13 protein-coding genes are annotated in these 15,607 nt (G+C 48.4%); 10 read left to right on the forward strand and 3 right to left on the reverse strand.

Translation table 11 applies throughout. From position 1 onward, the window contains the following. Nucleotides 1–80: 80 nt before the first annotated feature. Nucleotides 81–536, reverse strand: coding sequence for a ribonuclease HI (gene rnhA, locus C2747_RS04310; protein WP_433915504.1), 456 nt, complete (start codon nt 534–536; stop codon nt 81–83). A 4-nt stretch (nt 537–540) separates the two neighbouring features. Continuing rightward, nucleotides 541–1,356 (reverse strand): class I SAM-dependent methyltransferase, encoded by an 816-nt coding sequence (locus C2747_RS04315; RefSeq protein WP_215332709.1) that lies wholly within the window; start codon nt 1,354–1,356, stop codon nt 541–543. 6 nt (nt 1,357–1,362) lie between these two features. On the opposite strand from C2747_RS04315, the gene gloB reads away from it, so the two are divergent. The 7 genes from gloB to C2747_RS04350 all read left to right on the forward strand — a co-directional run bounded on the left by gloB (nt 1,363) and on the right by C2747_RS04350 (nt 11,189). Beyond that, nucleotides 1,363–2,172: a hydroxyacylglutathione hydrolase gene (gloB, locus tag C2747_RS04320; RefSeq protein WP_215332711.1), complete on the forward strand. Its 810-nt coding sequence runs from the start codon at nt 1,363–1,365 to the stop codon at nt 2,170–2,172. Then, the gene (locus C2747_RS04325; RefSeq protein ID WP_215332713.1) at nt 2,172–3,569 is read left to right on the forward strand and encodes a transglycosylase SLT domain-containing protein; all 1,398 of its coding nucleotides are present in this window, start codon (nt 2,172–2,174) and stop codon (nt 3,567–3,569) included. Before gloB ends, C2747_RS04325 begins: the two co-directional genes overlap by 1 nt. A gap of 35 nt (nt 3,570–3,604) precedes the next feature. Further along, a complete protein-coding gene (locus C2747_RS04330) occupies nt 3,605–5,488 on the forward strand; it encodes a propionate--CoA ligase (protein WP_215332715.1) in 1,884 nt (627 codons plus the stop codon). Between the two features lie 245 nt (nt 5,489–5,733). Next, the gene (carA, locus tag C2747_RS04335; protein ID WP_215333070.1) at nt 5,734–6,927 is read left to right on the forward strand and encodes a glutamine-hydrolyzing carbamoyl-phosphate synthase small subunit; all 1,194 of its coding nucleotides are present in this window, start codon (nt 5,734–5,736) and stop codon (nt 6,925–6,927) included. Further along, nucleotides 6,927–10,190, forward strand: coding sequence for a carbamoyl-phosphate synthase large subunit (gene carB, locus C2747_RS04340; protein WP_215332717.1), 3,264 nt, complete (start codon nt 6,927–6,929; stop codon nt 10,188–10,190). The genes carA and carB overlap by 1 nt, the downstream gene beginning before the upstream one ends. A 19-nt stretch (nt 10,191–10,209) precedes the next feature. After that, nucleotides 10,210–10,686, forward strand: coding sequence for a transcription elongation factor GreA (gene greA, locus C2747_RS04345; RefSeq protein WP_215332719.1), 477 nt, complete (start codon nt 10,210–10,212; stop codon nt 10,684–10,686). Nucleotides 10,687–10,703: 17 nt separating this feature from the next. Further along, entirely contained in the window at nt 10,704–11,189 is a 486-nt protein-coding gene (locus C2747_RS04350) for a DUF4149 domain-containing protein (protein WP_215332721.1), read from the forward strand. A gap of 64 nt (nt 11,190–11,253) precedes the next feature. Here the strand turns inward: C2747_RS04350 and C2747_RS04355 are convergent, their stop codons facing one another. Then, a complete protein-coding gene (locus tag C2747_RS04355; protein WP_433915505.1) occupies nt 11,254–11,889 on the reverse strand; it encodes a YhbY family RNA-binding protein in 636 nt (211 codons plus the stop codon). A gap of 132 nt (nt 11,890–12,021) precedes the next feature. Here C2747_RS04355 and C2747_RS04360 point away from each other — a divergent pair, with 132 nt between their 5' ends. The 3 genes from C2747_RS04360 (at nt 12,022) to folP (ending at nt 15,579) form a co-directional block, all read left to right on the forward strand. Further along, nucleotides 12,022–12,696 carry an RlmE family RNA methyltransferase gene (locus C2747_RS04360; RefSeq protein WP_215332723.1) on the forward strand — a complete coding sequence of 225 codons (675 nt, stop codon included), beginning with the start codon at nt 12,022–12,024 and terminating at the stop codon, nt 12,694–12,696. A gap of 128 nt (nt 12,697–12,824) precedes the next feature. After that, nucleotides 12,825–14,702: an ATP-dependent zinc metalloprotease FtsH gene (gene ftsH, locus C2747_RS04365; protein WP_215332725.1), complete on the forward strand. Its 1,878-nt coding sequence runs from the start codon at nt 12,825–12,827 to the stop codon at nt 14,700–14,702. Nucleotides 14,703–14,706: 4 nt separating this feature from the next. Beyond that, complete coding sequence (gene folP, locus C2747_RS04370) at nt 14,707–15,579, forward strand: dihydropteroate synthase (protein ID WP_433915506.1); 873 nt, start codon at nt 14,707–14,709, stop codon at nt 15,577–15,579. Nucleotides 15,580–15,607: the final 28 nt, after the last annotated feature.

Consider the following 15,607-nt stretch of genomic DNA (forward strand, 5'->3'; position numbering starts at 1 on the left):
GGGAGTCAGCTTTGCTGTCCTAGAACGGGATTATTCTCTCACAAGGCTTCTAAACATGGGTGGTAGTGCCCTGATCCCAATTAGGGCAGAAATTCCATCACGCCTTTGTTTGCTAGGAGGTCTGCCAGTTCATTTCCAGGATGGCCGTTGTGCCCACGAACCCAATGCCAGGAGATCTGATGGTCTGGGATGAGGGCGTCTAATTCTTGCCATAAATCAGCATTTTTGACGGGATCTTTGCTGGCGGTCTTCCAGCCCCTCCTTTTCCAGCCCTCTAGCCACTCAGTCACACCTTTTTGAACGTACTGAGAGTCAGTCCATAGCTCAACCGAGCTAGTCTGCTTCAGGGCTCGCAGCGCATGAATGACGGCGCTAATTTCCATCCGATTATTGGTAGTGTGTTCAGCGCCGCCATGAAGGTGCTTTTCATGGCCACCTGAGCGTAGGACGGCACCCCAGCCCCCGGGACCTGGATTGCCTTTGCAGGCGCCATCGGTGTAAATGACAATATGAGGCAGTGGTTTGGTATGAGACATGCCGTTAATTTACTCGGTCTTGCTTATTTGCTAACTGTTGGCGACTTTCAGCTACTGGGCTTAATTGAGTGATGGCTGGGATGCGAAGACCTTGAACTTGTCCGATCAGGCGGATGCCTTGCTGGCGCTTAATGGCCGAAACTAAGAAAACAGCCCCAAAAATAGGCCACCAGCGGTTGCCAGCAGGCTCCATGAAGTCCATTTTGGCCATACCTGACTCACCACTCAAGGGAAGCTTGTAGCAACCAAAATGGCCTCTATCTAGTGAGAAGTTCAGCAACTGCAACCAGTCTTTAATTCTGAGAAGGCCAATAAATTGCCCATCCCTTGGTAAATAGGGGGTGCCGATTAATCTGCTGAGATATTGGCGCACGCCCCAAAGACTAGCTGGATTGAATCCAGAAATAATCAAGCGGCCCTCAGGACGCAGAACGCGCTCAGCTTCTCGCAGAATTTGATGGGGATCAGCAGCAAATTCCAAGACATGTGGCATGACTAATAAATCAATGGATTCAGAAGCAAAGGGCAGCTCATTGGCATTGCCTTCAATCTGATGCCAATTAAACTGCCCAGCCTGTGTTTGGCGATCATGAGAGTTCATCAGTAGCGCGTGCAAGGGCATGCGGTTCTCTGCCAAGGTGTTGATTTGCGGCAAACCCATTTGTACGGCATAAAAACCAAAGACATCGGCCACGATTTGATTAAAGCATTTCTGTTCCCAGGCTAGTACATAGCGCCCTGGAGGCGACTGAAGCCACTTTTCCCACGAACTCCATGGTGGTGCAGGCATCTGGGAGGGGGTGGATGGGGTTGGTATCATGGTTCTATGGTGAAGAATACTTTATTGCAAGTTTGGCCGATACCGGCTTTTGATGACAATTACCTCTGGTGTATCCACGATGGCCAGTCTGCCCTGATTGTCGACCCAGGTGATGCTGCTCCCGTACTGCAATACCTTGAGCAAAATAAGCTGACCCTGACTGGTATTTTAATCACCCATCACCATGCAGACCATACCGGCGGCATTGTTACTTTGCTCAATGCTCTTGGTTCGACTATCCCAGTTTATGGCCCAGCTGCGATTGATATTCCGGGTCGTACGCATGCCCTGATGGAAGGCGACAAGGTAGAAGTCGCTGCGCCACGTATTAGCTTTGAGGTTTACGAGGTACCAGGCCACACTTTGAGTCACATTGCTTACTTTGCGAACATGCAGGCTAATGTAGTTGAGCCCATGCTCTTTTGTGGCGATACCTTATTTGCGTCTGGCTGCGGTCGTTTGTTTGAGGGCACTCCAACCCAGATGAGCCAGTCTCTCGCGAAGTTCATCGCCTTACCCAAAAATACTCTGGTGTATTGCACTCATGAATACACCTTATCCAATATTCGCTTTGCGCTGGCAGTTGAGCCCAACAATGCCAATCTGATTACTTGGTCGCAAACTGCTAAAGCTCTGCGCGATCAACATCTACCAACATTGCCAACGACTATTGGGCAAGAACTACAAGTCAATCCATTCATGCGCTGTGATCAACAGGCTGTGATTGATGCCGCTTTCGAGGTCTCTGGCGAAAAATTGCTACCTACGCCTGCTCATGTATTGGCGGTAATTCGGGCGTGGAAGGATCGGTTCTGATGTTGTGGCGCTATGCAGCAATCCTCATGATTGCTGCACTCTCAGGTTGTGCCAGCACGGGAGATTGGTCTTCGGATACCCCGACACGTCAGGATCCACGTGCATCTAAAGCGAAGCGGGTCAATCTCAAAAATCAATCTGTAAGCGAACTATATGCACCATCGAGCAATCTTTGGATTCGGATTCGGGATGGCTTTGAGATGGAGCCTATGAATACACCGTTAGAGATCGAGCAAGTACGTTGGCTTAGCGCACGCCCAGACTATGTGCATCGCTCAATGGCTCGTTCATCACGCTATCTGTTCTATATCGTCCAAGAGGTGAATGCGCGCAATATGCCAACGGAGATCGCTTTGCTTCCGTTTGTTGAGAGTGCTTTCGTAACCAATGCTAAATCTAGCGCTAAGGCTATGGGCTTGTGGCAATTTATGCCTGCAACTGGTAAAGATTTTCAATTAACGCAAAACGTCTTTAGGGATGAGCGTAGGGATGTCTTGCAATCTACTGATGCGGCATTGGATTATCTGCAGCGTCTACACAAACAATTCGGCAGTTGGGATCTTGCTCTGGCTGCCTATAACTGGGGGGCTGGTAATGTCTCAAAAGCCCAGAAACGCAATCTTGCTGCAGGACTTCCAACGGATTACCTCAGTCTCAAGATGCCCAACGAGACTCGAAACTATGTTCCGAAGTTAATGGCTTACCGACAAATTGTTTTAGACCCGCAGGCTTACGGCATTGTTCTACCGGATTTAGAAAACCATCCTTATTTCGTTGCTGTGGATGTCGGGTCTGATATCGACGTGGCCCTGGTAATTCAGTTGAGCGAAATTCCGGAGGACGAGTTTCATAGCCTGAACCCCTCATTTAATAAGCCGGTTATTTTGAGTAACGCTAATCAGCAAATCTTGCTGCCTTTTGGGCATGCCGAGGTCTTCCAGGCAAACCTCAAGAAGTACACCAAGCCACTATCTTCTTGGTCGGCAGTACAAGTGACTAAGACGGAATCGGTTGATCAAGCAGCAAAAACGCTTGGTGTTGATGTGGATACCTTAAGGGGAGTCAATGGCATACCCAAAGGGATGAGAATTCGGGCGGGTTCAACGGTTTTGGTGCCTAAAACTAACCATCGCCCCGGTGATATTTCGGTAGCATTGGCTGAAAACGGTAGCCTCAGTTTAGATAAGCCAGCGCCGCCAGCGCCTAAAAATTGTGCAAAAGGGGCTAAGTGCGCAGCGGCAAAGACTGGAAAAGCTGCCGCAAAGGGTAAATCTTCTGCAACTCAGCATAAATCCGCATCGACAGGGCTTGCAAAATCTGCGAAAAATGGATCTTCGAATCCAAATAACTCTGCCCCTAAGACTTCGGCTAGCAAGGGAGCCAGCAAGATTCAGTAAGTCCAGATACTTTAATTTACTTATTTAGGTTGACCATGTCCTACAAGTCAGAACACGAACGCTCTATTAAAGACCCAGATGGATTTTGGGGAGAGCAGGCAAAACTCATTCATTGGGAAAAACCATTTAATCAAGTTCTGGATTACGCAAACCCCCCGTTTGCTAAATGGTTTGAGGGTGGATTAACCAATCTTTGCTACAACGCAGTTGACCGTCACCTCAAAGAGCGCGCAAACCAAATCGCGCTAGTCGCTGTTTCAACAGAAGCCAATCTAGAAAAAGCATACACATTTAAAGAGCTCTACGTAGAAGTCAATCGTATTGCTGCCATCTACAAAGCGAACGGTGTTCAAAAGGGCGCTCGTGTATTGATCTACATGCCGATGATTGCAGAAGCTTGTTTTGCAATGCTCGCTTGTGCACGTATTGGTGCAATTCACTCAGTGGTCTTTGGTGGCTTTGCATCGCATAGTTTGGCATCACGTATTGACGATGCCAAACCGAAAATGATTGTGACTGCAGAGGCGGGCGCGCGTGGTGGTAAAGCAGTCCCTTATAAGCCTTTACTCGATGAGGCAATCAAGCTAGCAAGCTACAAGCCTGAAAAAGTTCTGATCGTGAATCGCGGTCTTACTGAGTTCGCTACAGTGGCTGGTCGTGATTTGGATTACGCAACTGAGCGCCAAAAGCACCTCGATGATTTAGTGCCGATTGAGTGGGTAGATGCAACTCACACTTCCTATATTTTGTATACCTCTGGCACTACTGGTAAGCCTAAAGGCGTACAACGCGACACTGGTGGTTATGCGGTCGCCTTGGCTTCCACCATGAAACACATCTTCTGCGGTAATCCCGGTGAGACCATGTTCTGCACATCCGATATTGGTTGGGTGGTGGGTCATAGCTACATCATTTACGCGCCATTGCTAAACGGCATGGCAACCATTCTGTACGAAGGCACGCCCTTACGCCCTGATGCGGGCATTTGGTGGGGGCTGGTTGAGAAGTACAAGGTATCAGTCATGTTCTCTGCACCAACTGCAGTGCGTGTTCTCAAGAAACAGGATCCTGCCTTCTTAACTAAATACGATCTCTCGAGCTTGCGTGCTTTGTTCTTGGCAGGCGAGCCCTTGGATGAGCCAACGGCAACCTGGATTCATGATGCGATTAAGAAGCCGATCGTGGATAACTATTGGCAGACAGAAACAGGTTGGCCCATGTTGGCAATTCAGCGTGGGGTGGAAGTGATGCCACACAAGTTTGGCTCGCCGGGTGTCCCGTCATTTGGTTACAACATGAAGCTATTGGATGACGCTACTTCGGAAGAGTTGGGCCCAGATCGGAAGGGCGTGATTGCGATTGAAGGCCCTTTGCCTCCAGGCTGCATGCAAACAGTCTGGGGTGACGATAAGCGTTTTGTAAGTACCTATTGGAAAACTATCCCCGGCAAGATGATTTACTCAACCTTTGATTGGGGTATTAAGGACAAAGACGGTTACTTCTTTATCTTAGGTAGAACCGATGACGTGATTAACGTCGCAGGCCATCGTTTGGGTACCCGTGAGATCGAGGAGAGTATTTCTAGTCATCCGAATATCTCTGAAGTCGCAGTGGTGGGGATTGAGGACAAACTCAAGGGTCAAGCGGCCATTGCTTTTGTGATTCCAAAGGATGCCTCCGATACAGCCACTCTAGAAGCAGAGTGTATGAAAACCGTCGACACCACTTTAGGAGCGATTGCTCGTCCAGGTCGGGTTTATGTAGTCACCGCCTTGCCTAAGACCCGTTCAGGCAAGATCGTGCGCCGTGCTCTCCAGGCTGTAGCTGAAGGGCGCGATCCTGGTGACATCAGCACGATGGAAGATCAAGCCGTTTTAGCTCAAATTAAGACCATCATCGAGCAAAGCGCAAAGTCTTAAACCTGGCTTGGCAGCATCAAAAACAAGCCCCTTGGTCGTGTGACTTAGGGGCTTGTTACCTTGCAGGCCTAATTGGCTGGGAATCCAAGGGTTTATACGCAAAACTGGTATGATTCAAGGGTTCAAAACTTAATAAATTACCCTAGCGCTTAAAGACACTCACCTCCCGCACAAACAGTCCTGGGTTGGTCTTTTTGGGGTGTTGAGCGTCGGATGGAGCAGGGACTGGAGATGGTTTGTCACCCTTGCTTCCTTCTTTTCCTCCCGCCGTGTTGGCTTTAGCTGACGGCACTATATTTCCTGGTCTTAGTATTGGCGCCCCTGGCGAAACTACCGGCGAAGTTGTTTTCAATACGGCACTTACGGGCTATCAAGAGATCATCACTGATCCTAGTTACTCACGCCAAATTGTTACCTTAACTTATCCACACATCGGAAACGTTGGGGTAAACGGTCAAGACGCTGAGTCGGATCAAATTCATGCGGCTGGCTTGGTTGTGAAGGACCTGTCTAAGCGTGTCTCGAATTTCCGCTCTGAAGAAATTCTCGATAGCTACCTGACTAAGGCGGGCGTAGTCGGTATCTCTGGTATCGATACCCGCAAGCTCACCCGCATTCTGCGCGATAAAGGCGCTCAGTCAGGCGCAATCGTCGCTGGCAAGTTGGGTGATGATGTAGAGACTCTCAGTAAGAAAGCCTTAGAGCTGGCCAAAGCCTTCCCAGGTATGGCTGGTTTAGATCTGGCTAAAGTCGTGACAACAAAAACGCCATACCAGTGGCGTGAAGCCGAGTGGGATCTGCATGGCCCTAATGGAGTTCCTGCATATAGATCCTTGGATGTAAGCAAGCCAATTAAAAAAGTCGTAGCCTATGACTTTGGTGTGAAGCGTAACATCCTGCGCATGCTCACTGAGCGTGGCTGTGAGCTAACGATTGTTCCTGCGCAAACTAGCGCCGCAGAAGTGTTGGCAATGAATCCCGATGGTGTGTTCTTCTCAAATGGCCCCGGAGATCCCGGTCCTTGTGATTACGCGATTGCTGCTGCTAAAGAAATTATTGAGAAGGGTGTTCCAACTTTCGGTATTTGCTTGGGTCACCAAATTATGGGCTTGGCTGCTGGTGCTAAAACTTTGAAGATGAAGTTTGGTCACCATGGCGCAAACCACCCGGTAAAAGATTTGGATACTGGGCGCGTAGCGATTACCTCTCAGAACCATGGTTTTGCGGTGGATGCGAATACTTTGCCTGACAATATTCGCGTTACGCACGTATCTTTATTTGATGGATCACTGCAAGGTCTGGCTTGGAAAGATAAGCCGGCTTTGTGTTTCCAAGGACATCCTGAGGCCTCACCAGGCCCTCACGATATTGCCTATTTATTTGATCGTTTTGTGGAGCTCATGAATGCTGCCGCTGTTAGTAATAAGGGGGGCAAATAATGCCTAAGCGTAGCGACATTAAGAGCATCCTGATTATTGGTGCTGGTCCAATTGTGATTGGGCAAGCCTGTGAGTTTGACTATTCTGGTGCGCAAGCTTGTAAAGCGTTGCGTGATGAAGGTTACAAAGTGATTTTGGTGAACAGCAATCCTGCCACCATCATGACTGACCCTGAGATGGCGGATGTGACTTACATCGAGCCAATTACTTGGGAAGTAGTGGAGCGCATTATTGCCACTGAGAATCCCGATGCGATTTTGCCAACGATGGGCGGTCAAACTGCCTTGAACTGCGCACTCGATTTACATCGTCATGGCGTTCTCGAAAAATACGGTTGTGAATTGATTGGTGCTTCACCAGAAGCGATTGATAAAGCGGAAGACCGTCAAAAGTTTAAAGATGCGATGACCAAGATTGGTCTGGGTTCTGCGAAGTCTGGCATTGCGCACTCCATGGATGAAGCGCATGAAGTGCAGCAACGTATTCAGAAGGAGACTGATAGTTTAGGTTTCCCGGTAGTCATTCGACCTTCATTCACCATGGGTGGATCAGGCGGTGGTATCGCTTACAACCGTGAAGAGTTTGAAGAGATTTGTAAGCGCGGTTTAGATTTGTCGCCAACCCGTGAGCTCTTGATCGAAGAGTCTCTTTTAGGTTGGAAAGAGTTCGAGATGGAAGTGGTGCGTGACCGCGCTGATAACTGCATCATCGTTTGCTCAATCGAAAACTTAGACCCGATGGGCGTGCATACCGGTGATTCGATCACGGTTGCTCCTGCACAAACCTTGACGGATAAAGAGTATCAAATTCTGCGTAATGCCTCAATTGCGGTATTGCGTGAGATTGGTGTAGATACTGGTGGCTCAAACGTGCAGTTCTCCATTAACCCAATTGACGGCCGCATGATCGTCATTGAGATGAACCCCCGTGTTTCACGTTCATCTGCTTTGGCTTCTAAGGCAACTGGTTTTCCGATCGCCAAGATCGCAGCGAAGCTGGCAGTGGGGTACACCTTAGATGAGTTAAAGAATGACATCACTGGCGGCGCTACTCCGGCATCCTTTGAACCTTCAATCGATTACGTAGTCACGAAGATTCCTCGTTTTGCCTTTGAGAAATTCCCGCAAGCAGATTCTCGTTTAACTACACAGATGAAGTCCGTCGGTGAGGTGATGGCGATTGGCCGCACCTTCCAAGAGTCTTTCCAAAAAGCGCTACGTGGTTTAGAGGTTGGTGTTGATGGTCTTGATGAGGTCTCCACAGACTTAGATGACATCATTCAAGAAATTGGTGAGCCAGGTCCAGACCGTATTTGGTATTTGGCAGACGCTTTCCGTATGGGTATGGGTTTAGATGAGGTTTACAACGAGACTAAGGTGGACCCTTGGTTCTTGGAGCAAATCGAAGAACTCATCACCATGGAGACTGAGCTCAAACAGCGCAAGCTCGATAGCTTGTCAGCGCCTGAGTTGCGCTTCATTAAGCAAAAAGGTTTCTCAGATCGTCGCTTAGCGAAATTGCTTGGAGTAGATGCCTCTTCCGTTCGCGCAGCACGTCATCGTCTCAAAGTAGTGCCAGTCTACAAGCGGGTAGATACCTGCGCTGCAGAGTTCTCTACGAACACTGCGTATCTGTACTCCACCTACGAAGCAGAGCATGGTGAGTGTGAATCTCAGCCAAGCACTAAAGACAAGATCATGGTTTTGGGCGGCGGTCCAAACCGTATCGGTCAAGGTATTGAGTTTGACTACTGCTGCGTTCACGCAGCTTTGGCAATGCGCGAAGATGGTTATGAAACCATCATGGTGAACTGCAACCCAGAAACCGTTTCTACTGATTACGATACTTCTGACCGCTTGTACTTTGAGCCATTGACACTAGAAGATGTTTTAGAAATCGTCGCTATTGAAAAGCCAAAAGGCGTGATCGTTCAGTATGGCGGCCAGACTCCCTTGAAGTTGGCTTTGGATCTCGAGGCTAATGGCGTACCAATCATCGGTACATCACCAGACATGATTGATGCTGCAGAAGACCGTGAGCGCTTTCAGAAGTTATTGCATGAGTTGAATTTGCGTCAGCCGCCGAATCGTACTGCTCGTGCGGAAGATGAGGCTCTGAAGCTTGCCGAAGAAATTGGTTACCCATTGGTGGTGCGTCCTTCCTACGTACTAGGTGGCCGCGCAATGGAAATCGTTCATGATGGCCGTGATCTTGAGCGCTACATGCGTGAAGCGGTCAAAGTGTCCCATGACTCACCAGTATTACTAGATCGCTTCTTGAACGATGCGATTGAGTGTGATGTGGACTGCATCAGTGACGGTCAGCAGGTATTTATCGGTGGTGTGATGGAGCATATTGAGCAAGCCGGTGTTCACTCAGGTGACTCTGCCTGTTCATTGCCGCCATATTCTTTATCAGATGAGACCATTGCAGAAATCAAACGTCAAACTGCGGCGATGGCTAAAGGCCTTTACGTGGTTGGTTTGATGAACGTACAGTTTGCGATTCAGCACGTCGATGGTAAAGATGTCATCTATGTGCTCGAAGTAAACCCGCGCGCTTCTCGTACCGTTCCGTTCGTATCTAAAGCCACTGGTTTGCAGTTGGCCAAGATTGCAGCTCGCTGCATGGTGGGTCAAACTCTGAAACAGCAGGGCATTCTGAATGAAGTCAAGCCAGCTTACTACTCAGTAAAAGAAGCTGTGTTCCCTTTCAATAAGTTTCCTGGCATTGATCCGATCCTAGGGCCAGAGATGCGCTCTACAGGTGAGGTTATGGGTGTTGGTAAGACTTTCGGTGAAGCCCTCTTCAAATCCCAATTAGGAGCAGGAATCAAACTGCCTAAGAGTGGCACTGTGTTGTTAACCGTCAAAGATAGCGATAAGCCTAAAGCAGTTGAAGTAGCTAAGCTTTTGCATCAACTGGGATTCCCCATGGTTGCTACTAAAGGCACAGCCGCAGCGATTGAGGAGGCTGGTTTACCAGTACGCGTAGTGAATAAGGTTAAGGATGGTCGCCCACACATTGTTGACTTGATCAAGAATGGTGAGATCTCCCTGGTGTTTACTACGGTTGATGAGACTCGTACTGCAATTGCAGATTCACGCTCCATTCGCACTAGTGCTCAAGCTAATAATGTGACTTACTACACCACCATTAGTGCGGCACGTGCGGTGATGGACGGTTTATTGGCTTCGAAAAATGGCAACAAAGAGTCGCTTGAGGTGTATTCATTGCAAAATCTACACAAGACTCTCAATTAAATTAAGTTAGGTAAGAAGCATGAGCACAATCCCAATTACCAAGCATGGCGCAGAACTCCTCAAAGAAGAGTTACATCGCTTAAAGCATGTAGAGCGTCCATCCGTGATTAATGCCATTTCTGAGGCGCGTGCACAGGGCGATCTTTCTGAGAATGCAGAGTACGACGCTGCTAAAGAGAAGCAGGGCTTTATTGAGGGTCGCATTCAGGAGCTTGAGGGAAAGTTATCTGCAGCGCAAATCATTGATCCGGCTACCTTGGATGTGAACGGTCGTATCGTATTCGGTGCAACCGTTGATCTTGAAGACCTAGAAGATGGCACTAAGCTCACATATCAGATCGTGGGTGACGATGAAGCCGATATTGAATTTAATAAGATCTCCATTAGCTCACCGATAGCCCGTGCTTTGATCAGCAAAGAAAAGGGTGATGTCGTCTCAGTTCAGGCCCCTGGCGGTAATCGCGAAGTAGAAATTCTTGCGGTTCGTTACATCTAATACAAAGCAGAGCTGATATGCAGAGTGTGGAGACTCCAAAGCACCTAGTGGCTCAAAGACTCTTTATTGTGATTGCGGGTTTATGGGTAGGTAGCCTACTCACTGTAGGCTACTTAGTCGCCCCAGCTATCTTCAGCACAATGACTGATCGTCAAGCTGCCGGAATGGTTGCTGGCAGCATCTTTAAATTAGAGGCTTATCTTGGTATGATTGTGTGCATTGGCCTGATGGTTCTGGCCAATCTCCTGGTGAAGCGCGGCCTCAATCAATTTAAGCTCATTCGCTGGATCTTGTTGGCAATGTTACTGTGCGCAATCGCAGCTAGCTTTATCTTGATTCCCTGGATGAATAGCTTGCGAGATGATGCTCTCCTTCAAGGCATGCCAGTCATGCTTTCTCCTTCAGCCACTGTGTTCGGAAGGTTGCATGGCGTCTCCAGCATTCTATTTATGCTGCAGAGTCTTTTGGGAATCTTTTTAGTTTGGCGACTCACTAAGAGGTAAGCCAAAAGAAAAAACGCCGACTAGCGACGTTTTTCAACTGCAGTAATTTTAAATTCTCCAGAGATTAAGAGCCCAGTGATTTCTTCTTGGTGCTACTCATGCGTACTTTGCGTTTCTTTATTGGTGCAGGTGCCGCAACTGCCTTGCGGTAACCTGGTGACGACCAACCAATTTTTGATTCTGCTGCATCAGCGCGTAGAACCCGTTTCTTAGGGGCGGCAGCGCTTTTGGCAGCAGCCACTCTCTCAAAGGGGGATTTGCTCGCTGCTGAGCGTCGATCTGATCTCTCAGAAATACTAGTGCGAACACCGGCCTTCGCTTCTACGCGATTTGGTTGGCGCTTAGTACGAGGCGCTTGTAATGTTTTCTTGGTTTGTTTGCTAGATCTGCTCAAATTAACGAGTGCTGCATCGACAACATCAATCGGCTTCCAAAGCACCAATAATTTTCCAATGTGCTGAACGGGTGCGGCACCGAGTTTATCGCAGAGCTCTTCATAGATAGCGATGCGTGCTTCACGATCATCGCCAAAAACACGAACTTTAATCAAGCCGTGATGAGAGATGGCTGATTTAGCCTCTTTAATCACGGCAGGGGTCAGGCCATCGCCACCAATCATGACGACTGGGCTGAGGCCATGAGCGTCGGCTTTAAGGGATTTACGTTGTGCGGGGGTAATAGTAAGTGCAGTCATGGACATGATGATAGAGCATTAGGGCTTGTAAAACAGGGCTTTCGGGCTTATTTGAGCCAATATCCAGATGTTTCGAGTCGATTCCTTTTGCCTTGTAGAGCGGAAACAAGGAAAATAGATGACGAAAGTGGGTAAGTTGTGGCAAAGAATAAATTTAATAAAAGTTGGTTACAGGATCACCTCAATGATCCGTATGTGAAGATGGCCCAAAAAGAGGGTTATCGCGCGCGAGCAGTCTATAAGCTGAGCGAAATAGATGAGCAGGACCGACTCATCAAAGCAGGTATGACGATTGTGGATCTTGGGAGTGCTCCTGGGAGTTGGTCTCAGTACGCTCGAAATCGTCTGACCGAGCTCGGTAAAAATAATCCCAATATTGAATCTGGTAAGCCTGATGGAATCATTATTGCGATCGATATTCTGCCGATGGAGGATATTGCGGACGTCTCCTTTATTCAGGGGGATTTTCGTGACGATGAGGGTTTAAAGGCGCTAGAGGCGCTTTTACCGGCAAATGCGGATGGAAAAGTCGACTTTGTGATGTCCGATATGGCCCCCAATTTATCCGGAGTAGGGGTGGCAGATGCGGCTCGAATGGCCTTTTTGGCAGAAATTGCCTTGGATTTTTCGGTTCAACACCTCAAGCCTGACGGGGCTCTATTAATTAAGTGCTTTAACGGCAGTGGCTATAGTCAGATCGTGGAATCCTTTAAAAAGGTCTTTAAAACAGTAGCTTCCAGAAAGCCAAAAGCCTCTCGAGCCAAGTCTTCAGAAATCTTTTTACTCGGCCGAGACCTCAAAGTTCCCAAATAACCCCCAAAAAAGAGGGGGTTTATAAAATAAATCAGCGCTTCGCTATTGAAAAAGCCTAGTAGTAGAATCAAATACTTAGGTATAGCAATCCGCTTTAACTCCCGGATTAATCCGGCAAAGGTCTTCTTTTGAATAGCAATATGTTGCAAAAAATCGGTGTGTGGCTCATCGTGGGTTTGGTCTTGTTTACTGTTTTTAAACAGTTCGACAAGCCTAAAGACCAGAACCAAGTCACGTATTCTCAATTCATGGACGATGCCAAAGCTGGCAAAGTTAAGCGAGTGGATGTGCAAGGTCGCACCTTGCAAGTAACTCCAAACGACGGCAATAAATATTCCATCATCTCCCCAGGGGATATTTGGATGGTTGGCGACTTGATGAAGTTTGGTGTCCAGGTGACTGGTAAAGCAGATGACGAACCAAATATGTTGGTTTCTGCTTTGTATTACCTCGGCCCCACTTTATTGATTATTGGTTTTTGGTTTTTCATGATGCGTCAGATGCAAGGCGGCGGTAAGGGTGGTGCATTCTCCTTCGGCAAATCTAAAGCGCGCTTGATTGATGAGAATAGCAATACTGTTACTTTTGCTGATGTTGCTGGTTGCGATGAAGCAAAAGAAGAAGTATTCGAGATTGTGGACTTCCTCAAGGATCCGCAAAAGTTTCAAAAGCTTGGTGGTCGCATTCCGCATGGCGTATTACTAGTGGGTCCTCCAGGTACTGGTAAGACCTTGTTGGCGCGTGCGATTGCAGGCGAAGCAAAAGTTCCATTCTTCTCCATCTCTGGTTCCGACTTCGTAGAGATGTTCGTTGGTGTTGGTGCCTCACGCGTGCGTGACATGTTTGAGAACGCCAAGAAAAATTCTCCTTGCATCATCTTCATTGATGAGATCGATGCGGTAGGTCGTCATCGTGGTGCTGGTATGGGTGGCGGTAATGATGAGCGTGAACAAACCCTCAACCAAATGTTAGTTGAGATGGATGGTTTTGAAAGCAATAGCGGCGTCATCGTGGTTGCTGCTACTAACCGTTCCGATGTATTGGATAAGGCCCTGTTGCGTCCAGGACGTTTTGATCGTCAGGTACACGTTGGCTTGCCAGACATCCGTGGTCGTGAGCAAATCTTGCAAGTGCATATGCGCAAAGTACCGATTGATCCAGATGTGGATGCAGCGGTATTGGCACGTGGCACCCCTGGTTTCTCAGGCGCAGATTTAGCAAACTTAGTCAATGAGTCTGCATTATTTGCAGCACGTCGCAATAAGCGTGCCGTAGATATGAAGGACTTTGAGGACGCAAAAGACAAGATCTATATGGGTCCTGAGCGCAAGTCTGCAGTGATGCGTGAAGAAGAGCGTCGTAACACGGCATATCACGAGTCTGGACATGCTGTTGTTGCTAAGGTCTTGCCTAAGGCAGATCCAGTGCATAAGGTCACCATCATGCCGCGCGGCATGGCTTTGGGTGTGACATGGCAGCTGCCTGAGTTTGATCGTGTGAACTTGTACAAAGATCGCATGTTGGAAGAGTTGGCTATTTTGTTTGGCGGCCGCGCTGCTGAAGAAGTATTCTTAAACTCCATGAGTACAGGTGCATCAAATGACTTTGAGCGTGCTACCAAAATGGCGCGTGATATGGTCACCCGTTATGGCATGAGTGATAGCTTGGGTACGATGGTCTATGTCGATACCGAGTCTGAAAGTATTTTTGGGCGTAATAGCTCGAAGACAGTTTCAGAGTTAACTCAGCAAAAGGTGGATGCAGAGATTCGTGCATTGGTGGATAGCCAATACGCATTGGCAAGATCGATCCTTGAGCAAAACCGTGACAAGGTTGAAGCGATGGTGACTGCTTTGCTTGAATGGGAAACCATTGATGCTGAGCAGATTACTGACATCATGGAAGGTCGCCCACCGCGCGCTCCGAAGCCACCACCAGCAACCCAGTTTGGTAACTCTGCTGGTACGCCGGGTCCTGCTGCCGGGGCCGCTCCAGCTACTGCTTAGCAAAGTGAGTAAGCAAACTCTGCCCGCAACATGGTGTTGCGGGCGTTTTCTTTTTGACTTTAGCAAACGTCAGCGCCCACTGGTTATGGGTATTCTGAATGCCACGCCAGATTCCTTCTCTGATGGTGGCAAGTTCAGAACTCCCAGTGATGCCATTGCTCAAGCAGAGCGCATGATCGCCAACGGTGCAGACCTTATTGATATCGGCGGTGAGTCCACTCGCCCAGGTGCCGAGCCAGTCTCTTTGCAAGAAGAATTAGATCGCGTCTTGCCAGTGATAGAAGCTTTAAAAGATTGCGGCGTCGCCTTATCAATTGATACCTATAAAGCCGAGACCATGCGCCAGGCGCTTCATGCTGGAGTTGATTGTGTCAATGATATCTGGGCATTGCGACAAGAGGGTGCGATAGAGGCAATCATCGAGAGCGATCAGCTCAATCCAAACAAGCAGTGCGGTCTTATCCTCATGCACATGCAGCGCGATCCGCAGACTATGCAATTTGATCCTGAATATCAAGACGTCATCGCAGAAGTAAAACAGTTTTTACAAGAGCGCGCACAGTTACTGCAAGAGAAGGGCGTCGCTCAAAACCGCATTGCCATTGACCCCGGTTTTGGCTTCGGTAAAAGCCTAGAGCACAACCTAAAGATGTTGGCCGATTTTGATCAATTCTCGCAATTGGGTTACTCGGTACTGGCGGGAATGTCTCGTAAATCCATGCTGGGTAAATTAACGGGTCGTGATACCAATGACCGGGTAGCGCCTAGTGTGGCAGCCGCCATTCTGGCTGCCGATCGAGGAGCTCGTATCATCCGCGTCCATGACGTTCAGGAGACAGTCGACTCCTTGAAGCTCTGGGAAGCTATTCAGGAATAAGCTGACTAGTCTTATACCTACAAGTTTT

The organism is Polynucleobacter corsicus (genome assembly GCF_018688255.1).
Lineage (GTDB): Bacteria > Pseudomonadota > Gammaproteobacteria > Burkholderiales > Burkholderiaceae > Polynucleobacter > Polynucleobacter corsicus.

Bases quoted from the DNA above. Each gene is read 5' to 3' on its own strand.
- C2747_RS04350 (WP_215332721.1), top strand. From the start codon at position 10,704: ATGCAGAGTGTGGAGACTCCAAAGCACCTAGTGGCTCAAAGACTCTTT.
- C2747_RS04330 (WP_215332715.1), top strand. From the start codon at position 3,605: ATGTCCTACAAGTCAGAACACGAACGCTCTATTAAAGACCCAGATGGA.
- C2747_RS04315 (WP_215332709.1), bottom strand. From the start codon at position 1,356: ATGATACCAACCCCATCCACCCCCTCCCAGATGCCTGCACCACCATGG.
- carB (WP_215332717.1), top strand. From the start codon at position 6,927: ATGCCTAAGCGTAGCGACATTAAGAGCATCCTGATTATTGGTGCTGGT.
- C2747_RS04355 (WP_433915505.1), bottom strand. From the start codon at position 11,889: ATGTCCATGACTGCACTTACTATTACCCCCGCACAACGTAAATCCCTT.
- rnhA (WP_433915504.1), bottom strand. From the start codon at position 536: ATGTCTCATACCAAACCACTGCCTCATATTGTCATTTACACCGATGGC.
- gloB (WP_215332711.1), top strand. From the start codon at position 1,363: ATGGTGAAGAATACTTTATTGCAAGTTTGGCCGATACCGGCTTTTGAT.
- greA (WP_215332719.1), top strand. From the start codon at position 10,210: ATGAGCACAATCCCAATTACCAAGCATGGCGCAGAACTCCTCAAAGAA.
- C2747_RS04325 (WP_215332713.1), top strand. From the start codon at position 2,172: ATGTTGTGGCGCTATGCAGCAATCCTCATGATTGCTGCACTCTCAGGT.